Source organism: Gloeomargarita sp. SKYB120 (assembly GCA_025062155.1).
In the GTDB taxonomy this organism is placed as follows: Bacteria; Cyanobacteriota; Cyanobacteriia; order Gloeomargaritales; family Gloeomargaritaceae; genus Gloeomargarita.
Genome location: JANXAM010000033.1, coordinates 1 through 25439, shown reverse-complemented (window position 1 = coordinate 25439; position 25439 = coordinate 1). Strand labels below are relative to the sequence as shown.

The 25439-nt window shown below is 60.0% G+C and carries 21 protein-coding genes; 11 read left to right on the top strand and 10 right to left on the bottom strand.

Annotated elements, in window-relative coordinates; all coding sequences use genetic code 11:
- A partial coding sequence (locus NZ705_10555; protein MCS7293391.1) for a hypothetical protein occupies positions 1-1163 on the bottom strand: 1163 nt, incomplete at its 3' end.
- Between the two features lie 67 nt (positions 1164-1230).
- On the opposite strand from NZ705_10555, the gene rplU reads away from it, so the two are divergent.
- The 8 genes from rplU to NZ705_10515 all read left to right on the top strand — a co-directional run bounded on the left by rplU (position 1231) and on the right by NZ705_10515 (position 10709).
- Positions 1231-1605: a 50S ribosomal protein L21 gene (gene rplU / locus NZ705_10550; GenBank protein ID MCS7293390.1), complete on the top strand. Its 375-nt coding sequence runs from the start codon at positions 1231-1233 to the stop codon at positions 1603-1605.
- A 29-nt stretch (positions 1606-1634) separates the two neighbouring features.
- Positions 1635-1892 (top strand): 50S ribosomal protein L27, encoded by a 258-nt coding sequence (rpmA, locus tag NZ705_10545; GenBank protein ID MCS7293389.1) that lies wholly within the window; start codon positions 1635-1637, stop codon positions 1890-1892.
- Positions 1873-3084, top strand: a complete 1212-nt coding sequence (locus NZ705_10540) for a M20 family metallopeptidase (protein MCS7293388.1) — start codon at positions 1873-1875, stop codon at positions 3082-3084. The genes rpmA and NZ705_10540 overlap by 20 nt, the downstream gene beginning before the upstream one ends.
- Positions 3085-3101: 17 nt before the next feature.
- Complete coding sequence (locus NZ705_10535) at positions 3102-4076, top strand: acetyl-CoA carboxylase carboxyltransferase subunit alpha (protein ID MCS7293387.1); 975 nt, start codon at positions 3102-3104, stop codon at positions 4074-4076.
- A complete protein-coding gene (locus NZ705_10530; GenBank protein ID MCS7293386.1) occupies positions 4066-4776 on the top strand; it encodes an SDR family oxidoreductase in 711 nt (236 codons plus the stop codon). Before NZ705_10535 ends, NZ705_10530 begins: the two co-directional genes overlap by 11 nt.
- An 80-nt stretch (positions 4777-4856) precedes the next feature.
- Positions 4857-6587 carry an ABC transporter permease subunit gene (locus NZ705_10525; GenBank protein MCS7293385.1) on the top strand — a complete coding sequence of 577 codons (1731 nt, stop codon included), beginning with the start codon at positions 4857-4859 and terminating at the stop codon, positions 6585-6587.
- A gap of 8 nt (positions 6588-6595) precedes the next feature.
- Positions 6596-7912, top strand: coding sequence for a nitrate/sulfonate/bicarbonate ABC transporter ATP-binding protein (locus NZ705_10520; protein ID MCS7293384.1), 1317 nt, complete (start codon positions 6596-6598; stop codon positions 7910-7912).
- Between the two features lie 61 nt (positions 7913-7973).
- On the top strand, positions 7974-10709 hold the full coding sequence (locus NZ705_10515; GenBank protein ID MCS7293383.1) for a cation-transporting P-type ATPase: 2736 nt from the start codon (positions 7974-7976) through the stop codon (positions 10707-10709).
- Between the two features lie 278 nt (positions 10710-10987).
- On the opposite strand, the gene NZ705_10510 is transcribed toward NZ705_10515, so the two are convergent.
- Positions 10988-11575: a Uma2 family endonuclease gene (locus NZ705_10510; GenBank protein ID MCS7293382.1), complete on the bottom strand. Its 588-nt coding sequence runs from the start codon at positions 11573-11575 to the stop codon at positions 10988-10990.
- A gap of 112 nt (positions 11576-11687) precedes the next feature.
- Here NZ705_10510 and NZ705_10505 point away from each other — a divergent pair, with 112 nt between their 5' ends.
- Positions 11688-12884, top strand: coding sequence for an aspartate aminotransferase family protein (locus NZ705_10505; protein ID MCS7293381.1), 1197 nt, complete (start codon positions 11688-11690; stop codon positions 12882-12884).
- Here the strand turns inward: NZ705_10505 and ftsH are convergent.
- The 8 genes from ftsH to folD form a co-directional block, all read right to left on the bottom strand.
- Positions 12870-14678 (bottom strand): ATP-dependent zinc metalloprotease FtsH, encoded by a 1809-nt coding sequence (gene ftsH / locus NZ705_10500; GenBank protein MCS7293380.1) that lies wholly within the window; start codon positions 14676-14678, stop codon positions 12870-12872. The genes NZ705_10505 and ftsH overlap by 15 nt on opposite strands.
- A gap of 69 nt (positions 14679-14747) precedes the next feature.
- Entirely contained in the window at positions 14748-15416 is a 669-nt protein-coding gene (locus tag NZ705_10495) for a Crp/Fnr family transcriptional regulator (GenBank protein MCS7293379.1), read from the bottom strand.
- Between the two features lie 77 nt (positions 15417-15493).
- Positions 15494-16765 carry a dihydroorotase gene (locus NZ705_10490; GenBank protein ID MCS7293378.1) on the bottom strand — a complete coding sequence of 424 codons (1272 nt, stop codon included), beginning with the start codon at positions 16763-16765 and terminating at the stop codon, positions 15494-15496.
- On the bottom strand, positions 16711-17607 hold the full coding sequence (gene era / locus NZ705_10485; protein MCS7293377.1) for a GTPase Era: 897 nt from the start codon (positions 17605-17607) through the stop codon (positions 16711-16713). The genes NZ705_10490 and era overlap by 55 nt, the downstream gene beginning before the upstream one ends.
- Positions 17604-20225 (bottom strand): cyanophycin synthetase, encoded by a 2622-nt coding sequence (gene cphA / locus NZ705_10480; GenBank protein MCS7293376.1) that lies wholly within the window; start codon positions 20223-20225, stop codon positions 17604-17606. The genes era and cphA overlap by 4 nt, the downstream gene beginning before the upstream one ends.
- A gap of 53 nt (positions 20226-20278) precedes the next feature.
- Complete coding sequence (gene nadB, locus NZ705_10475) at positions 20279-21862, bottom strand: L-aspartate oxidase (protein ID MCS7293375.1); 1584 nt, start codon at positions 21860-21862, stop codon at positions 20279-20281.
- A gap of 16 nt (positions 21863-21878) precedes the next feature.
- Positions 21879-22301, bottom strand: coding sequence for a photosystem II complex extrinsic protein PsbU (gene psbU / locus NZ705_10470; GenBank protein MCS7293374.1), 423 nt, complete (start codon positions 22299-22301; stop codon positions 21879-21881).
- Positions 22302-22349: 48 nt separating this feature from the next.
- On the bottom strand, positions 22350-23216 hold the full coding sequence (folD, locus tag NZ705_10465; GenBank protein MCS7293373.1) for a bifunctional methylenetetrahydrofolate dehydrogenase/methenyltetrahydrofolate cyclohydrolase FolD: 867 nt from the start codon (positions 23214-23216) through the stop codon (positions 22350-22352).
- 126 nt (positions 23217-23342) lie between these two features.
- Here folD and NZ705_10460 point away from each other — a divergent pair, with 126 nt between their 5' ends.
- Complete coding sequence (locus NZ705_10460) at positions 23343-24497, top strand: NDP-sugar synthase (GenBank protein ID MCS7293372.1); 1155 nt, start codon at positions 23343-23345, stop codon at positions 24495-24497.
- An 8-nt stretch (positions 24498-24505) separates the two neighbouring features.
- Positions 24506-25439 (top strand): arginine--tRNA ligase (argS, locus tag NZ705_10455; protein MCS7293371.1); only part of this gene is annotated, 934 nt, incomplete at its 3' end.

The following is a 25439-nucleotide window of genomic DNA, read 5'->3' as shown; positions in this document are numbered from 1 at the left end:
ATGGCTTGCTGCAGCGCGCTCACGCGAGCGATTTCCTGGGTCACTTCCCGGTATTGATGGGCGTACAGCCGCTGGAGGGTCTGTTCCCGAAACTGCAAGAAGTGCTGCAATAACCGCCGCAGGGAACACTGCTGGGGTCGCCCATCCACAATGGCTAAAAAGCTAGCGTGGAACTGAGTTTGCAGCGGCGTTTGCTCATACAATTGCTGGATAATGTCCTGAGGGTTATAACCGGGTTTGACCGCCAGAACGATACGCACGCCATCGCGGTCGCTCTCATCGCGCAGGTCGCTAATGCCGTCTAACCGCTCCTGGTGCAGAAGTTCAGCCGTGCGGTTTAACCAGTCTGCCTTGACCACGCCGTAAGGTAGTTCGGTAATGACAATAAGTTCCTTGGCGCGCTTGCCCTTGCCCTGGGTTTCCACATGCCACGTCCCCCGCAGGGGAATCGGGCCTTTGCCGGTGCGATAGACGCTGACCACCGCTTGGGGGTCCACCACTTCGCCGCCGGTGGGAAAGTCGGGCGCGGGGATGCAGGCAAACAACCGTTCATCGCTCAGGTGGGGGTAATCAATGAGCAGCATCAGGGCTGCGGCTACTTCACCGGCGTGGTGGGGCGGAATCTGGGTTGCCATGCCCACGGCAATGCCGCTACAGCCGTTGAGCAGCAGCAAGGGCAACTGGGCGGGGAGCACCTGGGGTTCGGTTTCGCTGCCGTCAAAGTTGGCGTGAAAATCCACAACCGCCGGCTGCAAATCGCGAAATAAAATCTGCTCGGCAAAGACGGACAAGCGGGCTTCGGTGTAGCGCATGGCGGCCGCCGGGTCGTTGTCCAGGGAACCAAAATTGCCCTGTCCTTCGATGAGGGGATACCGGCAGTGAAAGTCCTGGGCCAGTCGCACCAGCGCTGCATACACCGATTGGTCGCCATGAGGGTGATATTTCCCCAGCACTTCCCCCACCACCCGGGCGCTCTTGCGGTGAGGGCGACTGGAAGCTAAACCCATTTGCCACATGGCGTAGAGAATCCGGCGCTGCACCGGTTTGAGGCCATCCCGACTGTCAGGCAAGGCCCGCCCCACCAGCACGCTCAACGCATAGGCCAGATAGGACTGGCGCAATTCCCCTTCGATGGAAGCGAGCACAACCCGGTTGGAGGCCATGAGCGTTGCTTGACCGCTGGTTGCTCCCAAAAGTATAATCAAAATCTGTATTGCCAAAATTTTGGGGATGAACACCAACTACGCCATTGTGGCGGTCGGGGGCAAGCAATTCTGGATGGAGCCGGGCCGCTTCTACGATGTGAACTCCTTGGGGTTGGAAAAGGACCAGACGGTGACCCTGGAGGAGGTCTTGCTGGTCCACTGCGGTGGGGAGGTGCAAATTGGCCGGCCAACAGTGCCCCAGGCGCGGGTGGAAGCGCGAGTGTTAGAGACGCGGCGGGGACCCAAAGTCATCGTCTACAAGATGCGCCCCAAGAAGGGAACCCGCAAAAAAAGAGGACACCGGCAAGAACTCACCCGCATCTTGGTGGAAAAAATTGTCGTGGGGGACCAGGAGTTTGGAACTGGCGCTACAGAGCAGGAAACAGCCGTAGCGGCGTAGGTTTGTGGTTGATAGGGGAGAGGTGAGCGATGGCCCATAAAAAAGGAAGTGGAAGTACCCGTAACGGGCGTGACTCGAATGCCCAGCGCCTCGGCGTCAAACGCTTTGGCGGAGAAATGGTCCGCGCAGGCAACATTCTGGTGCGGCAACGGGGGACAACGTTCCATCCGGGGTTAAACGTCGGCGTGGGCAAGGATTACACCCTGTTTGCCCTGGTGGACGGGGTGGTGCGCTTTGAACGGCGGGGTAAGCATCGGCAAAAGGTGAGTGTCTATCCCGTCGCCTAAGTCGGTTCTAACGGCCATTCGGGAGGGCGCCACGTCGCTGTACCCCCGCTTGGTGGAAATCCGGCGGCATATCCACAGTTTCCCGGAGCTAAGCGGCCAGGAGTGGCAAACGTCAGCCTATGTCGCAGGGGTACTGTCGTCCTACGGGCTGGCGGTCCGGGAAGCGGTGGGCAAAACGGGGGTGCTGGCAGACTTGGGGACGGTGGATGCCCCATTTGTCGCTGTCCGGGCGGATTTAGATGCGCTGCCGATTCAGGAACAGACGGAATTCGAGTACCGCTCGCGGGTGGCGGGGGTGATGCACGCCTGCGGTCACGATGTGCACACGACGGTGGCCCTGGGAACGGCGATGGTGCTATCCAGCTTGAACATCCCCCTGCCAGGACGGGTACGGTTTTTGTTCCAACCGGCGGAGGAGACAGCCCAAGGGGCACGCTGGATGATCCAGGACGGGGCGCTCCAGGATGTGGCGGCCATTTTCGGGTTGCACGTCTGGCCGAGCTTGCCCGGAGGCGTGGTCGGGGTGCGCTACGGAGCCTTGACGGCGGCGGCGGATGAATTGGATCTAACCATCCTGGGGGAATCGGGACACGGGGCACGGCCCCACGAGGCGATTGATGCCGTGTGGATTGCGGCACAGGTGATTACCCAGTTACAACAGGCCATCAGCCGCACCCAAAATCCCCTGCGTCCGGTGGTGCTGACGATTGGCAAGGTGTTAGGGGGACGCGCGCCCAATGTCATTGCCGACCAGGTGCGGCTGTGGGGGACGGTGCGCTCCCTGCATCCAGAGACCCGCGAGCAGTTGCCCGGCTGGATTGAAAACATTGTCCGCCAGACCTGCGAGACCTACCGGGCGCGGTACATCTTGAACTACAAGACCGGGGTGCCTGGCGTGTATAACGACCCGGCGCTTACCCAGTTGGTGGAACAGGCGGCGCGCACGGCTCTGGGCGCGGAACAAGTGCAAATTCTCACCGAGCCGTCGCTGGGGGCGGAGGATTTTGCCCTGTACCTGGAAAAGGTGCCGGGAACGATGTTTCGCCTGGGGACGGGGATAAACGGCCAGCCCTACTACAGCCTGCATCACCCCAAATTTGCGGTGGATGAACAGGCGATTCTCACGGGCGTCATTACCATGGCCTGGGCGGTCTGGAACTTCTGGCAACAGTCCATGGCACAATCGTGGTAAACGGCTCAGCAACCGGTATGTCCCCAGAACGCAAGGCGGTGATCCTGGACTTTGAGCGGCCCCTGGTGGAAATGGAACAACGGATCCGCCAGATTGAGCAGATGGCCCAGGAAAGCGGGGTGGATGTGTCGGACCGGGTGGCCCAGTTGGTGAATAATTACCGGCAATTGCGCCAGGAGATTTTTAGCCGCCTGACGCCGGAGCAACGGGTAAAGGTGGCGCGTCATCCCCGTCGGCCCACGACGTTGGACTACATCCAGGCCATTACCGATGAATGGCTGGAATTGCACGGGGACCGGTGTGGGAGCGATGACCCGGCCCTGGTGGGGGGCATTGGCCGCATCGAAGGGCAACCGGTGATGATCCTGGGGCACCAAAAAGGGCGCGACACCAAGGAAAATGTGGCCCGCAATTTTGGCATGGCGTCGCCAGGGGGCTATCGCAAGGCGCTGCGGTTGATGCGTCACGCCCATCGCTTCGGCTTGCCCATCATTACGCTGATTGATACGCCGGGCGCTTATCCGGGGGTGGAGGCCGAACGCCTGGGCCAAGGGGAAGCCATTGCCGTGAATTTGCAGGCGATGTTTACCTTCGAAGTGCCGATTATTTGCGTGGTGATTGGCGAAGGGGGGTCGGGCGGCGCGTTGGCCATTGGGGTCGGTGACCGGATTTTGATGTTTGAACACGCGATTTACTCGGTCATTTCCCCGGAAGGGTGCGCGGCGATTCTGTGGAAAGACAGTTCCCAGGCGGCCAAGGCGGCCCAAGCGCTGAAACTCACTGCCCAAGACCTGCTGGAGTTGGGGGTGATTGACCAAATCCTGCCGGAACCTTTGGGGGCTGCCCATGCCGACCCGGTGCAGGCGGCGGAGACCTTGAAGCGGGCACTGCTGGACAACCTAGCCTACCTGCGCGAAATGGACGGGCCAACCCTGTGTCGCCAGCGGTACGATAAATTCCGGCGGATGGGAGTCGTGCTGGATGGCACCTAAACGGGCGGTGATCACGGGCGCGTCCCGGGGCATTGGGCGGGCGACGGCGCTGGAGCTGGCGCGACACGGGTGGGACGTGGCGTTGATTGCCCGTTCGGAGCTGGAGCTGGTGCATCTGGCCAACGAGATTCAGGGGCTGGGGCGGCACGCCTACGTGTTTCCCCAAGATATGAGCCAGGTGACCGAGCTGGTGCCCCTGATGCAACGGGTGGTGCAGGCGCTGGGGGGTTGTGACGTGCTGGTGAATAATGCAGGGATTGCCCATCTGGGGAACCTGGCGGATACGCCCTTGAGCGTGTGGGAGCAGGTGTTGACCGTGAACTTGACGGCGGCGTTTCAGTGTATCCAGGGGGTATTGCCGACGATGCGGGCGGCGGGGGGCGGGACGATTGTGAATGTGGTTTCGATTGCCGGCCAGCAGGTGTTTCCCCAATGGGGGGCCTACTGCGTGAGCAAGCACGGGTTGATGGCCCTGTCCCACACCCTGGCGCAGGAGGAGCGGGCTTACGGGATTCGGGTGTGCGCTTTGTGCCCCGGTGCAGTGGATACCGCAATTTGGGATACGGTGCCGGCTCAGTTTGACCGCAAGGGGATGATGTCGCCGGAGGTAGTGGCCCAGACCATTCGCCAGGTGGTGGAGTTGCCGCCGGAAGCGGCGGTGGAAACGCTGACGCTCTTGCCCCAGGCGGGCGTGTTGTAGTTTTGTTAATTTCGTAACGATGATATGGTAGAGGGGGGACTAGCCTGGTTCCACCCAATTGGTGACGGGAGAGTGGACACGTGGCGCGCACCTATCCCAGCAGCGAGGCGTTGCAACGGCTGCCCTTCAGCCTAGCGGATGTCGTTGTCATCTTGGGGACGCTGGTGCTCCTGGCCGGCATCGCGCGGGTGGGCCTAGGGACGCTGGAGGCATTTCATCCGCCGGTCAAAGTCCCCACCGTTGATTTAGACCCCCGCAATTTGCCCTACTACGCCGCCCGCTCCACGCTGCGGATGTTTGTGGCGTTGTTTTTCTCTACTATTTTTACGTTCATCTACGGTTACATTGCAGCCAACAGCCGGCGAGCGGAACGGGTGATGATTCCCCTGCTGGATGTGCTCCAATCCGTGCCGGTGCTGGGATTTTTGGCGATTACGGTGACGGCGTTTATTGCCCTGTTTCCAGGGAGCTTGCTGGGGCTAGAGGCGGCGTCAGTGTTTGCTATCTTCACCGGCCAGGTCTGGAACATGACGTTTTCCTTCTATCACTCTTTGCGCACGATTCCCCAGGAGTTGCAGGAGGCGGCGGCGCTCTACGGACTATCGCGCTGGCAACGGTTTGTGCAACTGGAGGTGCCGAGCGCCATGCTGGGGTTGGTGTGGAACGCCATGATGAGCTTCGGGGGCGGCTGGTTTTTCGTGACCGAAAGCGAAGCTATTAGCGTGCTCAACCAGGAGTACACCCTGCCGGGGTTGGGGTCTTACGTGGCGGCGGCCATTGCCGCAGAAGATTTGCCGGCGATGGGCTGGGCGGTGGTGACGATTGCGGTGGTGATTCTGCTGGTGGACCAGTTGTTTTGGCGGCCCCTGATCGCCTGGGCGGATAAGTTCCGCATGGAGCAGAGTGCTGCGGCGGAGGCCCCAGAGTCGTGGGTGTATGACCTGATTCAAACGGCGCGACTCCCCCGGCTTCTCGGGCAAATGCTAGCGCCAGTTGAGGATAAAGCCAACCTGCTGCTGTGTCGCATTACACGCCTATTGCCCCCGCCGCCGGTGTACACGGAGACAGAGACGCCCAAAGACCGGCTGTACAACGCCATTCTCCTGTTGCTGACCGGCTTGTTGGTGGCCTGGGGATTGCATTTCATTCTCACGACGGTCGGAGTCGGGGAAGTTGTCAAGGCCTTTGGCCTGGGGTTGTTGACCCTGGGGCGCGTGGTGATTTTGGTGGCTGTAGCGACGGTGATTTGGACGCCGGTAGGGGTAGCAATTGGCTTTCAACCCAAACTGGCGCGCCTGTTGCAACCGGTGGTGCAGTTTTTGGCGTCGTTTCCGGCTAACTTCATCTTTCCTTTTGCCACGTTGTTTTTCATCCGCACGGGCACGCCTTTGGCCTGGGGAAGTATCTTGCTGATGGCGCTGGGGTCGCAGTGGTACATCCTGTTCAATTCCATTGCCGGAGCGCAGAGCATCCCGACCGATTTGCGGGAAATGTGCGCCGATATGGGGCTAACGGGTTGGCAAAAGTGGCGCAAGTTGATTATTCCGGGGATTTTTTCGGCCTGGGTGACTGGTGGAATTACGGCCAGCGGCGGCGCCTGGAACGCTAGCATTGTGGCGGAGGTGGTGAGCTGGGGCAACCGGACGCTGACGGCACCGGGGTTGGGAGCCTATATCACCGAAGCGACGACCCAGGGGGATTGGGCACGAATTGTCCTAGGCATCGGGATGATGAGCCTGTTTGTGGTGGGCTTGAATCGGGTCTTTTGGCGGCGGCTGTATGCCCTGGCGGAAAGTAAATATCACTTGTGAGGTGGACCATGACGGCACTCATTCGCGTGGAACAGGTGTCCAAGAGTTTCCCCTTGCCGGAGCGCAAAGGCCATTTCTGGGTGCTGCGCGACATCAACCTGGAAATCCGGGCGGGGGAAGTGGTGGCGCTGTTGGGACGCAGCGGCAGCGGCAAGAGTACCCTGCTGCGGATCATGGCGGGTTTGATTCCCCCCACCGAAGGCAAAGTCTGGAGCAATGGCCAATTGTTACGCGGACCCAACCACCAGGTGGCCATGGTGTTTCAAAGTTTTGCGCTGTTGCCCTGGTTAACCGTCCTGGAAAACGTAGAGTTGGGACTGGTGGCCCGGGGCATGGGACGAGAGGAACGGCGCCAGCGCGCGCTCAAGGCGATTGACCTGGTGGGGTTGGATGGGTTCGAGAGCGCCTACCCACGGGAGTTATCGGGCGGGATGAAACAACGGGTGGGGTTTGCCCGCGCCTTTGCCCTGGAGCCGCAGGTGCTGTTCATGGACGAGCCGTTTAGCGCGTTGGATGTCCTAACGGCGGAGAACCTGCGGGGGGAAATTGACGACCTGTGGCAAGCAGGCATGTTTCCGTCGCGCAGCATTCTCATCGTCACCCACAACATCGAAGAAGCGGTGTACCTGGCCGACCGGGTCATCCTGCTAGGGGCCAATCCGGGCCGCATTCGCGGTGAAGTGGTCATTGACTTGCCCCGGCCCCACGACACACTTTCGCCCCGCTACAAAGCCCTAGTGGATTACATTTACACGGCCATGACCCATCCCGATATCCAGGTGACGGGTCCAGTGGCACCAGCCCAACCGGCATCCCCCTTTGCCCAGCCCTTGCCCCACGTGCGGGTGGGTGGCATCAGCGGGTTGCTGGAACTCATCGTGGAGCAGCCCGACGGCCAGGTGGATTTGCCCTTGCTGGCGGAGCGGTTGCAAATGTCGGTGGATGATTTACTGCCCATCTTGGATGCGGCGCAAATGCTGGGATTTGCTGAAGTCTCCCAGGGGGACGTGCGTTTGACGCCGATTGGCCAAGATTTTGCCACCACCACCATCCTGCGCAGCAAGGATTTGTTCCGCCAGCAGGTGCTCAAACACGTGCCGGTGTTGGCGAGCATGGTGCAGACCCTGCGGGAGAAACAAAACCACAGCATTACGGCTGACTTTTTCCTGGACGTGTGGGATGACTATTTCCCGGAGGCCGAAGCGGAACGCCAGTTAGCCACAGCGATTGACTGGGGCCGCTATGCTGAATTGTTTGAATACGATGCGGACGAAAACCGGATTTACCTGTCGGAACCGGCGGCACCCTTGCCGGAAGCGGTCTGAACCAATCCCCCTGCCAGCGCCGTAGAGTTAGTAGCAAGGCTGAGACCAGGAGTCGTGAGTGGTGTCGCCGGTTTTCCATGCCCTAGACGCGGCGGCGGTTTTGACCCACTGGCAAACGGATGCTGCTGTTGGACTCACCGCCGAAGTCATTGCCCAGCGCTACGAGCAGTACGGAGCCAACGCATTGCCCGAGCAGCGGCGTACACCTGCTTGGTTGAAGTTTTTGCAGCAGTTTCACCAACCTTTGCTCTACATCCTGCTGGTGGCGGGGCTAGTCAAGGCGGTGCTGGGTTCCTGGCTAAACGCTTTTGTCATTTGGGGCGTCACCGTCATCAACGCCGTGATCAGTTACATCCAGGAAACCCAGGCGGAAGGGGCGATTGCATCCCTGGCGAAAGTTGTGACCACGGAGACCACCGTGTTGCGGGACGGGCAAACATTGCGCATCCCGGCGCGGGAGTTGGTGCCCGGCGACCTGGTGTTTTTGCACGCGGGGGACAAAGTGCCGGCAGACTTGCGTTTGCTGTGGGTGCGCAATTTGCAGGTGGACGAATCAGCCCTGACTGGTGAATCGGTGCCCGTGCCCAAAATGACGGAAGCCTTGCCGGCGGAAACGCCGCTCGCCGAACGCCGCAACATGGCCTACGCTGGGACGCTGGTGACCTTTGGGCAAGGACAGGGCGTGGTAGTGGCGACCGGTGCTGCAACCGAAGTTGGCCAAATTGCCCACGCGATGCAGGAACGAGTGAGTCTCAGCACCCCTTTGACCCGAAAATTTGCCGCCTTTAGCCGCACGATTCTGTACGTGGTGTTGGGATTGGCGGCTTTTACCTTTGTGGTGGGTGCTGGTCGGGGCAAGGACTGGGTGGAAATGTTTGAGGCGGCGGTGGCCCTGGCAGTGAGCGCCATTCCCGAAGGCCTGCCAGCGGTGGTCACCGTCACCCTGGCGATTGGGGTCAACCGGATGGCCCAGCGCCACGCCATTATCCGCAAGCTACCGGCGGTGGAGGCCCTCGGCAGCGCGACGGTGATTTGCTCTGACAAAACTGGGACGCTCACGGAAAACCAGATGACGGTGCAAGCAGTGGTGGTGGGCGACCAGGAATTCCATGTCACGGGTAGCGGCTACAGTCCTAAAGGAGACATTCTGACAGCGGCCGGCGAACCTTTGGAGGCCATCGCACCCGGGTTGTATGCCTGCCTGGTCGCCGGTGTGTTGTGCAATGACAGCCGGTTGGAACAACGGGAAGGGGACTGGCAAGTTGTCGGTGACCCGACGGAGGGGGCACTGCTAGCGGTGGCGGAAAAAGCTGGGTTGAGCCAGGCGGGTTTAGCCGCAACCTATCCCCGGTTAGATGCCATCCCCTTTGAGTCCGAATATCAGTACATGGCAACGCTCCATGACGGCCATCCCCAGATGATGTATGTCAAGGGCGCTGTTGAGGTGGTGCTCTCCCGTTGCCGTTGCGCCATGAATGGAGCAGGGGAACTCGTGCCCTTGGACCCAGATGGGATTCGCGCTGCTGTCGAACGCTTAGCCCAGCACGGGTTGCGCGTCCTGGCGTTTGCCCAGAAAGAAGCGACACCCCATCAGCACAGCCTGGATCATGAAGATGTCGCCAGCGACCTAGTGTTTTTGGGGTTGCAGGGGATGATTGACCCGCCGCGCCCCGAGGCCATCGTCGCCGTGCATCACTGTCAAGCGGCGGGGATTCAGGTGAAGATGATCACCGGTGACCACGTGACCACTGCCCGCGCCATTGCCCAGCGCATGGGGATTCAAACGTCCGAGGGCGTGGTCGCCTTTACCGGCGCAGACTTGGCGGCGATGGATGCCAGCGCGTTCACTGAAGCAGCCGTGCGGGGATCCGTGTTTGCGCGCGTCGCCCCGTCCCAGAAGCTCCAGTTGGTGGAGGCGCTCCAGTCGCGGGGGCATATTGTGGCCATGACCGGCGATGGGGTCAACGATGCGCCAGCGTTGCGCCAGGCTGACATCGGCATCGCTATGGGGAAAGGGGGCACGGAAGTCGCGCGGGAAGCCGCCGATATGCTGCTCACCGACGATAACTTTGCTTCGATTGCCGCAGCCGTGGAGGAAGGCCGCACTGTCTATCAAAACCTGCGCAAGGCCATTGCCTTTCTACTTCCCGTCAACGGCGGCGAGTCCATGACCATTCTCATCAGCGCCCTGTTGCTGCGGGATTTACCCATCCTATCCCTGCAAGTGCTGTGGCTGAACATGATCAATTCCATCACCATGACCGTGCCCCTGGCCTTTGAACCCAAACCACCGGGGATTATGGAACAGCCGCCCCGCAACCCAAACGAACCCCTGTTAACTCCCAGGCTTTTGCAGCGTATCGTTTTAGTGTCGGCCTTTAATTGGGTGCTCATTTTTGGCATGTTCGAGTGGGTGAAAGCCACCAGCGCCAACGTTGACCTAGCTCGCACTATGGCGATTCAAGCGTTAGTGGCGGCGCGCATCGTTTACCTGATCAGCGTGAGTCAATTTGGCCTTAGTTTAGGGGCTTTTCTGCGCGGGAAAACCCGTCACATTACACCTGCGCCCACGGTGTTTTTAGGGATTGTTGTGGCCGTACTTTTACAGATTCTTTTCAGTCAATGGCCGGTCATGAATGTCTTGTTTGCCACGGCGCCCCTGTCGGGTGGGGACTGGTTGATTTGTTTACTGCCCATGCTCCCCATGCTGCCGGTGGCCTGGGCCGCTAACACTCTCGACCCAGCCCTACTGAAACCCCAGCATTCCTGTCGTCGTCAGGCTTTCATGTATAGCTAAGATGAGAGAAAAAACCAAGGGTGGGGCCGCACCCTGCGACCCAAACCACAGATGGCTTAGCTGTAGCTGAGCACAAAATGTTTGACATAACAGGACTATAGCTAAAAACAGTCAGTTTGTCGCGGACAGACAGGAATTAGGGTTGGCAGCTCAGGGATTTCAGCCGTCACCCATGTCAAACATTCTGTGCTTAGCCATACCAGCCAGCGAAACCCTGTATCAAAAAACTTCGGGATTGGATTGGGCTAACTCGAAGCCGCCAAGGCTCGGGAAGACCATCACCCCTTTCCCAAAACCTTCCCCAAATCCAAGGTCAACCCAGGGAGCACGTCTTCGCCAGTTAACGGGGTGCTCCACGGTTGGATTACAACGGGGCGTTCAGGGCGGTAAATCTCGACGGTCTGACCTACAGGATGGATTAACCACCCCAACCGGCAACCGTTGGCAAGATACTCGCGCAACTTCGCCTGGACAACCGTCAGCTCATCAGTGGGCGAGCACAGTTCAATGACAAAGTCAGGACACAGGGGTGCAAACCCTGCTTTTTCCTGGGGACTTAACGCTTCCCAGCGCTCCCGACGCACCCAGGCCACATCCGGCGAGCGAATTGCCCCACTTGGCAACCGAAACCCCGTCGAGGAATCAAAAACATACCCTAAACCGGTTTGTTGATTCCAATTGCCGATAAGAATTATTAAATTTGCGTTGTAAAGGCCCGTTTCACCACCGGTTGGGGGCATCGCTATCACTTCGCCAGCGGCGGTCAATTCCAAACGCACTTCGGGATTTGCCCGAACTAACTCGATAAACTGCTGCTCACTCAGCCGCCAAGGCTTGGGAAGATAAACCGGCGCTTGCGTAACCATCCCCTTTAGGAATTGAGGGGTTTTGCGTCTCAATTGTAGCGTTTGACCGTTATCGCCCATGAACCGGGATTTGCTACGATAACGGACGTGGTGTTACCCGACGGTCATTGCGATGACGACGCTGTTGCAACCCTCCGCGTTGATGCCCACCTACAACCGGTTTCCGGTGCGGTTGGTGCGCGGCCAGGGCTGCTGGGTGTGGGATGACCAAGGTCGGGAATACCTGGATTTTGTCGCTGGAATTGCGACCTGCTCGCTTGGGCACGCCCACCCACGCTTGGTGCAGGCGGTGAGCGACCAGATTCGGCAGTTGCACCACGTGTCCAATCTCTACCACATCCCCCTGCAGGAAGAGCTAGCGCTGGCTTTGACCCGCCATTCCTGCGCAGATCGGGTGTTTTTTGCCAACTCCGGTGCCGAAGCCAATGAGGGAGCTATCAAACTGGCCCGCAAGTATGCCCATGTCGTCAAGGGATACATGCATCCGGTGATTGTCACGGCCCAGGCGAGTTTCCACGGGCGGACGCTAGCGACTTTGACGGCAACGGGACAACCTAAGTATCAACAACACTTTGACCCGCTGGTGCCGGGCTTTGTCTATGTGCCCTATAACGACCTGGCGGCGCTGACCCGCACGGTGCTGGAACTGGAGCAGGTAGCGGCCATCCTGCTAGAGCCGCTCCAGGGGGAGGGGGGTGTGCGTCCGGGCGAACGGGACTACTTCCAAGGGGTGCGCCAACTCTGCAACGAGCAGGGCATCCTGCTGCTTCTAGATGAGGTGCAAACGGGCATGGGCCGCACGGGACACTGGTGGGGCTATGAACACCTGGGCATCGAACCGGATGTATTCTCGTCGGCCAAAGGTCTGGGCGGTGGGATTCCCATCGGTGCGGTGCTTTGTAAAGAACCCTACAACGTGTTTCAACCAGGCGACCACGCCAGCACCTACGGAGGGAACCCCTTGGCCTGCCAAGCGGCCTTGACGGTCTGCCAGGTGATTGAAGAAGAGAACTTGCTGGAAAACGTTCGCCAGCGGGGGGAACAGTTGCGCCAGGGGTTACAGGCGTTGGTCGCGCGCTATCCCGAGCACTTTCAAGGGGTGCGCGGCTGGGGACTGTTGCAGGGTTTGGTGTTGCGCCCCGAAGGACCCTGGCAAGCGGGTGATGTCGTCCAACGGGCTTTGGCGCAGGGCTTGTTGTTGGTGCCGGCAGGTCCCCAAGTGGTGCGGTTTGTGCCGCCCCTGATTGTTTCAGCAGCAGAAGTGGAGGAAGCCCTCCAACGGCTGGCCGCCGCTCTAGCTGACGGGTAAGGGCTGGTGCTGGGCTTGGTAGTCGCGCACGAGCCGGTAGAACGCTTCACCTTCGATGGTTTCCTGCTCCAACAGCTGCTCTACCAGCTGATCCATCAAAGGGCGATAGGCCCGCAGGAGTCGCCGCGCTTCTTGATAGGCCTGTTGCGTCATCTGACGGATCAATTCATCCACCCGGTGCGCTAGTTCGTCGGAGTAGGCGGGGCGTTGCCACCAGTCCGTGGGTTCGTCCAGGGCCACGAGCCCCAACTCGGACATCCCGTAGCGGGTCACCATCTCCCGCGCCAACTGGGTCACCGTCTGCAGGTCGTTGCTGGCCCCGACAGTCACTTCGCTCTCGCCAAAGACTTCCGCTTCAGCGGCCCGTCCGCCCAACGTCACCACCATCTGGCTATATAGCCACGCCCGCGTGTAGAGACCGCTATCCACACGCTCTTCGTTGAAAATCTGTTGGCTAAAGCCCCCGACACCGCCGGAACGAGGGATGATCGTGACTTTGTTGAGGGGGTCGGTGTGGGGCAACAGGGCAATTAGCAGGGCGTGGCCGATTTCGTGATAGGCAATGAGGCGCTTTTTCTTGCCGTCCATCAGGGGGTTCAGCGTCAGGCCAATCGTAATCCGGTCAATGGCGTCCTCGATCTCCAGGGGAGTAATGGCGTCTTTGCGCCGCCGCGCCGTGAGAATCGCCGCCTCGTTGAGAAGATTAGCCAAGGCCGCGCCAGAAAAGCCAGGGGTCCGCCGCGCCACGGTTTCCAGAGACACCTCAGGCGCCAGTTTTTTATCCCGCGCATGCACCCGCAGGATGGCCAGCCGCCCCTGGAACGTGGGCAAATCCACCATCACCTGCCGGTCAAATCGTCCAGGGCGCAGGAGCGCGGCATCCAACACGTCGGGGCGGTTGGTGGCGGCAATGACAATCACGCCGGTATTACCTTCAAACCCGTCCATTTCGGTCAACAGTTGGTTGAGGGTTTGCTCGCGTTCGTCGTTGCCACCGCCGATGCCAATCCCCCGTTGCCGGCCCACCGCGTCAATTTCATCAATAAACACGATGCAAGGGGCCTGCTCCTTGGCCTTGCGGAACAAGTCCCGCACCCGCGACGCACCCACCCCCACAAATAGCTCCACAAACTCGGAACCAGAGATGCTTAAAAAGGGCACACCTGCTTCGCCGGCAATCGCTTTGGCCAGCAGGGTCTTCCCCGTGCCGGGCGGTCCGATCAGCAACACGCCGCGGGGAATCCGCGCCCCCACCGCCGTAAACCGCTCGGGGTGTTTCAAAAAGGTGACGATTTCCTGCAATTCCTCCTTGGCTTCCTCGATGCCAGCCACATCGTCAAACTTCACACCGGTTTTGGCGGCAATCTGGAACCGCGCCCGCGTTTGCCCAAAACTCAGAGCTTGTCCGGGCCCACCTGGGGCATTGCTCAGCCGCCGGAGCAGGGTAATCACTAGCAACAGCAGAACCAGGCCCACCAGCAGGTTGGCCAGCAGTCCCATGACGGCGTCACTTCCAGGGTGGTCCACCACCGTCAATTTCACCCGCGCCTGCCGCACCCACCGCAGCAGTTCGGGATTTTGGTCAAACAGTTGCACCTCCAGGGGCGGTTCGTTGGCCGGTCGGTCCTTGAGGCGCACCCGCGCCACCTGACGCTGCCGGTGGATGGCAATTTCCGCCACTTGATTCTGTTGGATTTTCTGCAGAAGTTCGGTGTAGCTTAACTGCAATTGCCCGCTCGACCGTACCTGCGCTTGTCCAGGCGTCGCAGTGGCCAGCGCCAAGCCCAGCGTCATGGCCCATAACCAGCGCTGCTTGGGCAGGACACGGTGCGGTGCGGCCATAGTTTCCTAGACGACAAACGCCTACCCTTCTATCCTACCGTCTCCCGTTCGGGGTAGGGCTGGCAGGATAACCAGATGGCGGTCGGGTCCCCAAGTGACCCACCCCTGGGCCTGAAAACGCCCCAGCAAGCGGGTACAGGTTACGCGGCTGGTGCCGATGGCGTTGGCCAGACTCTGGTGAGTCAGACGCACCGTCAAGCGCACCCCCTGAGGTGCTGGCTGGCCCACCTCCTGCATCAGTAGCAACAACAAGTGCCGCAACCGGTCCTCCACCCGCCGTTGTCCGGCGGTAATCGCCAGCAGGGCTTCGGTCTGGCGCAACCGTCGCATCAAGGGAAACAGCACCGCCTGGGCTAGGGCTCCCGAACGCTCCAGTTCGGTCAGGGTCAGCCATACGGCGTACACCTCGGTCAACGCCCGTGCCTGGTAGGCCGCTAGACAGGTCAACGGCAGTCCCACCGGCATCCCTGGCCCAGCTAACCCCACCAGAACCTCTTCGCCGCTTTCCTGGGTCGTCGTCAGTTGGACCACCCCGCGGCTGACCTGCCATAGGCCGTCCGTCGCCAGAGGTAAATATTCATAACGAGCAAAAAACCGAACTTGACGGGCTTTACCGGTTAACTCCAGGGCTGTCGCCACCCACTCCCGCCAACTGGCCTCCGGAGCTAAGGCATCTCGCCGCGCCGTCACGGTTATGACCGAATCTCCTCTTACGCCGGCTGGTCTCTACCATACCCCCCTAAAATCAACCCAATGTAATGAAAACGTTAATCTCCGGTTAAGACGCACTGCACGCGTCCCCGGGGCGTTCCGGGCAAGGGCAACGTTGGCAAAGGAGTCTCGTCTGGCGCAAACAGGGTGCATTCGGCGGGTTGACCTGGCAATAGGGGCGTGGGAACAAGTCCGAGACAGGTCAGGGGCTTCGTGCTCAGGGCGGACCAGAGTTCCAGGGGAGTCAAAAGCCCGGTCGCCACCAGGCCTCCCCAGAGATAGCTCAGGGCCATTCCCAACCCCGCCAGACCAGGGGGCGCGACGGGAAACGGCACCGTTTTTTCCTCGTAGGTGTAGGCCTGGTGGTCCACGGCAATCGCGTCAATCACGCCGGTTTTGAGCCCCTGAATAAGAGCCTGGCGGTCTTCAGGATGACCGAGCGGCGGGTCGAACCGCAGGTAGGGGTTGTAGGTGCTCAGGTGACTGCTATCCCAGAGCAGGTGCGTCCAGGGGGTACTGGCGGTAATGGGCAACCCAGCGTCTTTGGCCTGGGCAACGAGGGCGACGGAACGGGCGGTCGAAATGCGCATCAGATGCACCGGCGTCGGGCACAGCCGCACCCATTCCACAATCCCGGCCAATACCGCGGTCTCAGTGGCAATGGGCATTTCCGGCAACCCCAGCATCAAACTCCCCATTCCGGGCCGGGCGACCCCGTAGGTGCTGTGATCCCGAGGCCACAACGCCACAGGCTTTCCTAGCGGCTGAGCGTAACGGAGAAGCTGCTGGAGCAGTTCCCAGCGGACACAGGGACGTCCCTCGCCGAAGCCAACTACCCCCGCCTGGGCTAGCTCCCGCAATTCCGCCATCTGTTCCCCTCTGGCTCCTTGGGTCAGGGCGCCCCACAGTTGCAGGCGGACGGGAAAACGAGCTTGTTGTTGTTGCCACCAGGTCACCACCGCTGCGTTGTCCACGACGGGGCGGGTATGGGGTAACAGCGTCAGCCGGGTAAAGCCTCCGCTAAGGGCCTGCTGCACCAGTTGGTCCAGGGTTTCCCGTCCTTCGTAACCCGGTTCGCTGCTTTGGCTGTACAGGTCCACCAGCCCCGGCCCCATCCACCAGCCCGACGCCGGATATTCGGGGACGTTTTCCGGGTTGGGTAAATCTTCGCCGATGGCCTGAATCGTCCCCCGTCGCAGCCAGACATCGGTGATGGCATCCCGCTGGGTGGTTGGGTCAAGCAGCCGCACTTGTCGTAGCAGCAGGTCGCCGGTCAGGGTTCCGGTCGGTAGCCTAAGTCCCGCAGGAGATGGGGTGTTTCCCGCCATTTCGGCTCCACTTTCACAAACAGTTCCAGGTACACGGGGCCATCCACCAATTTTTGCATCTCGGCGCGGGCGCGACTGCCTATCGTTTTCAGCATTTGTCCCTGGTGCCCAATCAGGATCGCTTTTTGGGACGGGCGCTCGACGATGATGGTGGCAAAGATGCGGGTCACCCGAGGGAGTTCCTCTACCTTGTCAATGGTCACGGCCACGGAATGGGGGACCTCCTCGCGGGTCAAATGCAGGATTTGTTCCCGAATTAGTTCCGCCATGAGGAACCGTTCGGGCTGGTCAGTGACCATGTCAGGGGGGTAGTAGCAGGGGCCCGGGGGCAACATCTGCAACAACCGTTCCTGCAATTCAGGAATGCCTTCCCCGGTCAAGGCGGAAAAGGCCAGCACCGGCGCGTTAGGGAGTAGTTGTTGATAGCTCTGGGTTGTCGCTTCCGCTTGGTTGCGGGGCTGGGCGTCGCACTTGTTCATCCCGATCAAAACGGGCGTTTTTTGCGTGGCGAGCCAATCGGCGATGAATTGGTCTCCTCCACCGGCAGGTTGACTGCCATCCACCAAAAACAGCACCACATCCACCGATTTGACGGCGCTCTGGGCGTTTTGCACCAGGATTTCCCCTAGGCGGTGATGGGGCTTGTGAATCCCCGGCGTATCCACCAGGATGATCTGGCCCTGGGGCAAGGTGAGAATGCCGCGCAGGCGATTGCGGGTGGTCTGGGCCACAGGGGAGGTGATGGCGACTTTTTGCCCCACCAGCCGGTTGAGCAGGGTAGATTTCCCCACGTTGGGGCGACCAATCAAGGCCACAAATCCCGAACGAAAATCATCACTCACAGACGCTGGGCCTCGCGCACCAGTTGCAGCGTGCGTTGGACGCGCTCGGGAAAGATCACCACCAGGTCGCCGCTGCGGGCCTGGCGGAGGGCCGTTTGAATCGCGGTGGTCTCGTCCAGGATCACCTGCAATAGGGGGTTGGCGGCGGACTCTCGTATGCCCACCGTAATCCACTCCGCCGCTTCGCCCCGGCGTCGGCCCCGTGGGTCATCGTCCTCCTTGACAATCAGCCGGTCAAACAGCTGGGCCGCCACTCGCCCGATTTCCCGCAAATCCTGGTCCCGCCGGTCTCCCGGTGCGCCGATGACGCCGATGCGTTCCCCCTGGCGCCAGGTGTTTACAAAATCCCCCACCGCCTGGTAGCCGTGGGCATTGTGGGCGTAGTCCACCAATACGTAAAAGTCCCTGACCGGCAACAGATTCATGCGGCCTGGCGTCTGCTCGACAGAGGCCTGGAAGCTGCGCAATCCCTGGCGAATTTGCTCAAGAGTCACTCCCACCCCGTAGGCCGCTAAGGTCGCTGCTAGGGCATTGGCCACCATGAATTTCACCGTGCCCCCTAGGGTCAAGGGCACCTCGTGGACGGGTACGACGGGCAAGACCTGTTCTCCTTTAACCAAGAGGATCTCGCCGTCACGCACCGTGGCACCCAGTCCTCCCTGCTGCACATGGCGCTGGAATGTCGGGTGTTCTGGATGCAGGCTGAAATAGGCTACCTGGCTTTTAACCCGCTGGGCCATGGCCGCCACCAGTTCATCCTCGGCGTTCAGCACCGCCAACCCCTCGGGCCGCACCACTTCCGCCACCACGCTTTTGACCATTGCCATCTGCTCCAGGGTGTCAATGTCGTAGCTCCCCAGGTGGTCTGCGGCCACGTTCAACACCACCCCCACCTGGCAGCGGGCAAACGCCAGGCCCGACCGGAGAATGCCGCCCCGCGCGCTTTCCAACACGGCTATTTCCACCGTAGGGTCGTTGAGAATCAGGCGAGCGCTCTGGGGGCCAGTGTTGTCCCCAGGGTCCACTAAGTGGGTGCCGATGTAGGTGCCGTCGGTGGTCGTATAACCCACCACCTTGCCCGTCTGTTGACACAGGTGGGCTGTCAAGCGCGTCGTGGTGGTTTTGCCGTTGGTGCCGGTAATCGCCACGATGGGAATCTCGCCGGTTTGACCGTTGGGAAAGAGCAAGTCCAGGATGGGCGCGCAGACGTTGCGGGGGGTGCCGGCGCTAGGTTGCAGATGCATCCGCAGACCGGGAGCGGCGTTCACCTCCACAATCACCCCGTCTACCTGGCGCAATGGCTGGCTGATGTCGGGGGTAATCAGGTCAATGCCGGCGATGTCTAACCCCACCCAGCGGGCGGCCCGTTCACACAGCCAACGATTTTCCGGGTGGATTTGGTCGGTGCAGTCCACCGCCATGCCCCCTGTGCTGAGGTTGGCGGTGTTTTTCAGGTAGGCAATCTCGCCCCGGCGCAGGATGGTGTCCAGGCGATAGCCCTGCTGGCGGAGCACCCACTCGCTGCTCTCGTCCAACTCGATGCGGGTGAGCACATTGGCATGGCCTTCTCCCCGGCGGGGGTCCTGATTCAACTGCGCCACCAGTTCCCGAATTGTCGAGCGTCCATCGCCAGTGACATGGGCCGGTATCCGTCGGGCTGCCGCCACGACTTGTCCCCCCACCACCAGCACGCGGTAGTCATTTCCCTGGTGATAGCGCTCCACCATCACCGCCCCGCTTTTGGATTCCGCCTTGGCCAGGTCGTAGGCGCGTTCGGCGTCGGGGTAGGTGCAAATATTCAGGGTAATGCCCCGGCCATGGTTGCCGTCCAAAGGTTTGATCACCACCGGGAACCCGCCCACGGCGTCAATCGCCGCTTCTAGGTCGTCAAACCGCCGGATCACTTCGCCCTTGGGCACCGGTATCCCCGCCGCCTGAAGCAAACGTTTCGTGCTGTCTTTGTCCCCCGCCAGTTCCACGCCCAGGATGCTGGTGCGGTCGGTCTGGGCCGCCTGGAGTCGCCGCTGGTGAATGCCATAGCCCAGTTGCACAATCTCCCGCGCTGGCAAACAGACCCAGGGAATGCCCCGCTGTTCCGCTTCCTGGATCAGGGCGTCGGTGGTCAACCCCAGGGAGGCCGCCTGTTTCAGTTCCCGCAATTCCTGCAAATCCGCCTCCAACTCCCGCTGCGGGTAACGTCGGCCCCTAGCCAAGGTTTCACAAATGCGAACCGCCGCCCGTCCTGCGTAGCGCCCGGCCTGTTCGTACTGGTACTCATAAACCACGTTGTACACGCCCCGCGTCGCCGTCTCCCGAGTGCGACCAAAATGGACCGGCATCCCCGCCAGGGTTTGCAACTCCAAGGCCACATGCTCCACCACATGCCCTAGCAACGTCCCTTCACGCACCCGCTGCAAAAACCCGCCTCGGCAACCAGGCGAACAAAAATGCTCCTCCAATGATGGCAACAGGCTCACGAGGTCGTCGTAGAAGCCCCGCAGTTGACTGGTGTAGCGTTCATCCCATTCTTCCAAATCCAACCGCAACACAATCAAACGATGCCGCCAAATGCTCCAGTAATTCGGTCCGCGCAACGTCAATACCTGTAGAATTCGCATCGCCGCCCAAGAAATTGGCCCCCTTTATTGTAAACGGGAAATTCCGGGCTGCTTCAGGCGCCCAAATCCACCACCGGCGCCCATTGCCACTGCTCCCCCTGAACCAGGGTGTGGGCCTGAAACGCAGGCGCAGGTTCAGGATAGTCCAGGCGGTAGTGGCTCCCCCGGGATTCTCGCCGCCGCAGGGCGCTCTGGAGCAGCAGGTAGGCGCAGTCTAGCAGATTGCGGGTTTCACTCCACAGGCGTATCTGGTCAAAATCCCGGGTCGCTGGCGGCAGAGCCGGGAACTGACGCCGCCAATCCTGCACCTGGGTTAACGCGCTACTTAAGCCAGCTTCATCCCGCGCAATACCCGCCTGCTGGCTCATCAAGCGGGGCAAGGCGTACCGTACCTGCTGCAACCCCTCCCAGTCCACGGCTCCCGTAGCAATCGCCGGGGGTTCAGCTCCCGGCAAGGGAGTCAGTTCGATGGTTCGCAGTTGCGCCCCAAACACCAGACACTCCAGCAGGGAATTACTTGCCAGGCGATTGGCGCCATGCACCCCCGTACTCGCTACCTCCCCAACGGCGTACAATCCCGGAAGCGTGGTGCGGGCCTGTAAATCCGTCAATACCCCTCCCATCCAATAATGGGCTGCGGGGGCGACCGGGATGGGTTCCTTCAGGGGGTCAATGCCCCACTGGCGACAGGTGCGTAGGATGTTGGGAAACCGTTGTTCGACGCGGTCGGGGTCCATGGGTCGCATGTCCAACCACACGTGGGCCTGACCCGTGTGCGTCAATTCCTGAAAAATCGCCCGGCTAACTACGTAGCGGGGAGCCAGCTCCGCGTCCGGATGATAACGCAGCAGGAACCGTTCCCCCTGGTGGTTGAGTAGATGAGCGCCTTCGCCTCGCACAGCTTCCGAAATCAACAGGGCGGGTGCACCTGGAATGGCCAGCGCCGTTGGGTGAAACTGCACAAACTCCAGATCCCGCAGCGTTGCCCCAGCCCGCCAGGCCATAGCCACGCCATCTCCCGTGCTCGCCGGCGGGTTCGTCGTGGGATAAAACAACTGACCGCCCCCGCCTGTTGCCAGAACCACGGCTTTGGCTCGCCAAACTTGGATGTCTCCCCGATACCAGACCTGTACCCCGTAGCAACGCCCCTCAACCACCCACAGATCCACCGCTAGGGCCTGGTCAAACACCTGAATATGGGGCTGCTGCAACACCTGTTCGGCGAGGGTGCTTACCAACTCCCGCCCCGTGCTATCGGCAGCGTGGAGAATACGAGGTCGAGAGTGGGCTGCTTCCAGCGTCAAAGCCAACCCTTCCCCATAGCGGTCAAACGCTACCCCCAATGCCAACAACCGCTGGATGCACTCGGCGCCGTGGGAGACCAAAAACTGCACCGCCTGGGAGTCGCACAGCCCAGCGCCAGCCCGTAAGGTGTCTTGCACATGCAGGGCGTAGGAGTCTTCCGGATCGGTCACGGCGGCAATCCCCCCCTGCGCCCAGCCGCTAGCTGATAGCTCCAGCGGGTCTTTGGTCAGGAGCCCCACCCGCAGTGTGGTTGGGAGCGACAGCGCCCCGTACAGTCCCGCCGCACCACCGCCGATAACTAAGACGTCAAATTCCGGAGGCGGTACGGTCATGGGCCAACATTCAGGTTTAGCGGTAAATGCCGTTGTTGATCCGGTCAATCACCAGGGCGGTTTCCGGCTCCGTAACCGTAAATTCGTCGAGGTGCGACCGCAGAATTTCCTTCTGCTGTTCGGTGAGGCCGGGGATATTTAGCACGTCCTCCACCCTTTCATAGGGGGCATTGGTCACAATCAACTTGGCAATCGTCGGGTACATCCCCCGCAACTTCCTAAACGCCGTGATGTTGGCGTTATTCAGGTCAATTTTTTTACCGTAAGACGTCGCCAGCTTGGCATCTACCGGATTCAGACCAACGCTTGGGGTCTCTGCCGCCCACAGGGGCTGACTCAACCCCCACCACAGTGCCAGGGTTACACCTAGCCAGCACAGGGCACGCCATAGTGCGTTCATTGCCACCAAACCTCCCAACACGTTTTGCAGAATTGCCACACTTTATCTCCATCTTAGAACGGGCAGGGATGGACTGAGTTTAGCTGGTTAAAACGGTATCCCCAACCCGTAACGTCGCCCATAACTCTGCACCGTGTTGATGAGCAATTGCGCCACAGTCATCGGCCCGACGCCCCCCGGCACCGGCGTCAACCAACCAGCAACAGGCTGCACGGCGGCAAAATCCACATCCCCCACCAGTCCTTTCTCCGTTCTGTTAATCCCCACATCCACCACCACTGCTCCTGGTTTGACCATCGCTGGCCCAATCAACCCCGCCCGTCCTGCGGCGCTGACTAGAATATCCGCCTGGCGCGTCAGTTCCGGCAAATCCACTGTGCGGGAGTGGGCCATGGTTACCGTTGCATCGGCAGCTAGCAGCAACAGACCCAACGGTTTCCCCACCAGCGTACTCCGCCCCACCACCACAGCGCGCTGACCGGCCAAGGGAATCTGGTAATGGCGTAGCAACCGCATCACTCCTGCTGGTGTGCAACTTTGGAGTCCTGGTTCGCCCCGCACCAGCTTGCCCAGGTTCACCGGATGCAGCCCGTCCACGTCCTTGTCAGGGTCAATCAGATGTAAGAGTTTTGTACTGTCAAGGTGTTCCGGCAAGGGCAATTGCACCAGAATCCCATCCACGCGTTCATCTTGGTTTAACTGCTCAATCAGCGCGGTCAACTCTGTCTGGGTGATATCGGCTGGGAAATGGCCGCCGAAGGTGGCAATCCCCACCTGGGCGCAAGCTTTCTGCTTTTGACCCACGTAAGCGGCACTTGCCGGGTTGTCCCCCACCCAAATCACCCCAAGGCCAGGAGGGCGTCCCACCTGGGGAATGGTCTCGGCCAACCAGGTCTGTAACTGGGCTCTAATATGTTGCGCGAGGGCTTTTCCGTCGAGTAGCTGGGCCGGCATGGGCACATCCAGACGTCTCTTTCAGCATAAGCGCAAAGGCGGTATCTCCATCCCTACAAATCGGGCTATCATGCCGTATCAGACGCGACCAGCGTAGCATAGGGGAAACCACGCATCGCACACACTATGGCCTACAAAGGAATGATTCTCGCTGCTGGGAAAGGTACTCGGGTGCGTCCGATTACCTATACCATTCCCAAGCCCATGATTCCCATCCTAGAGCGGCCCGTGATGGAGTTCTTGGTGGATCTGCTGCGGCGGCACGGCATTACCCAGATCATGGTCAATGTCAGCCACTTGGCCCATCAGATTGAGAATTACTTTCGGGATGGGCAACGCTTTGGGGTGCAGATTGCCTACTCGTTTGAGGGGCGCATCGTCGAAGGAGAACTCATCGGGGAAGCGCTGGGGTCTGCCGGGGGGATGAAACGCATCCAAGAATTTAACGAATTTCACCCCTTTTTCGATGACACGTTTGTGGTTTTGTGCGGCGATGCCCTAATTGATTTGGATTTAACCGCAGCCATCCGCTGGCATCATCAAAAACGGGCCTTGGCAACGATTGTGACGAAAGTGGTTCCCTGGGAAGAGGTGTCGAACTACGGGGTGGTGGTCACCGATGCGGACCATCGCATTCGCTCCTTCCAGGAAAAACCATCCCGCCAGGAAGCCCGCAGCAACCAAATCAACACGGGGATTTATATTTTTGAGCCGGAAATTTTTGACTACATCCCCAGCGGCCAGGTGTACGATTTGGGGAGTCAATTGTTTCCCCGGCTGGTGGAGATGGAGCTGCCGTTTTACGCCTTGCCGATGGAATTTGAATGGATTGATATTGGCAAAGTCCCGGATTACTGGCGCACGGTGCAAATGGTGCTGCAAGGACAAGTGCCCCACGTCCCGATTCCAGGGCAACAGATTCGTCCGGGCATCTACACGGGGTTAAACGTGGCGGTGGACTGGTCAAAAGTGCATGTACAAGGGCCGGTGTACATTGGGGGGATGACGCGCATTGAACCGGGGGTGACAATCATCGGCCCGGCGATGATTGGTCCCAACTGCCGCATCTGTCGCAACGCCTGTGTGGAACGGAGTATTATTTTTGAGTACTCGCGGTTGGGGGAAGGGGTGCATTTGAAAGATAAGTTGGTGTTTGGGCGGTATTGTGTGGATAAAAGCGGGGCGACGATTGATTTACAAAAAGCGGCGCTCGACTGGCTCATTACCGATGCCCGTTGTGAGGAACCGGCGCCTTTTGTCCCTACCCGACCTGTGCAGTGAGGTGTGCCATGCAGACGCCCTTGACGGCAATTCATCATCATCTCATCGCTGCGATTCGCCAGTGTTTGGGACAAGCCGATTGGTTGCCGGTGGAATCGTTAGTCGTACCAGCAAGTCGGCCCGAATTTGGTGATTTTCAGTCCAACATCGCCTTAACGCTGGCCAAACCCCTAGGGCAAAAACCCCGCGACTTGGCAACCGCCATTGTGCGGCAACTACCCAGCAATGCCCCCTATGAACCACCCGAAGTAGCTGGGCCAGGGTTTATCAATTTTCGTCTGCAAAAAACCTATGTCGAATCCTGGTTAAAACACCAGATGCAAGACCCGCGGTGTGGTGTGCCACAGGCAGCCCAACCCGAGACCGTAATTGTGGATTTTTCCAGCCCCAACATCGCCAAAGAAATGCACGTGGGGCACTTGCGCTCGACCATTATTGGCGATTGCTTGGCGCGGTTGTTTGAATTTTTGGGGCACCGGGTGCTGCGGCTGAATCACGTGGGCGACTGGGGCACCCAATTTGGGATGCTCATTGCCTATCTCCAGGAGGTTCACCCGGAGTTTTTTACAGGGCAAAAAGAGGTGGACCTGGGCGATTTGGTGGCTTTTTATCGCCAGGCTAAACAACGCTTTGATAGCGATGAAAACTTCCAAAACCGGGCGCGACAAATGGTGGTGAAACTACAAGCGGGCGACTCGGAATTGATAGCTGCCTGGAAGTTTTTATGCGAGCTGTCGCGCCGGGAATTTCAGCAAATCTATGACCTATTGGATGTGCAACTGGTAGAGCGGGGTGAGTCCTTTTACAACCCATTTCTTGCGGATGTCGTTGCGGAATTAAAGGCCAAAGGTCTGGCGGTTTTGGACCAGGGGGCCTGGTGTGTTTTTGTAGAAGGATTCACCAGTCCCGATGGGAGTCCCCTGCCCTTGATTATCCAGAAAT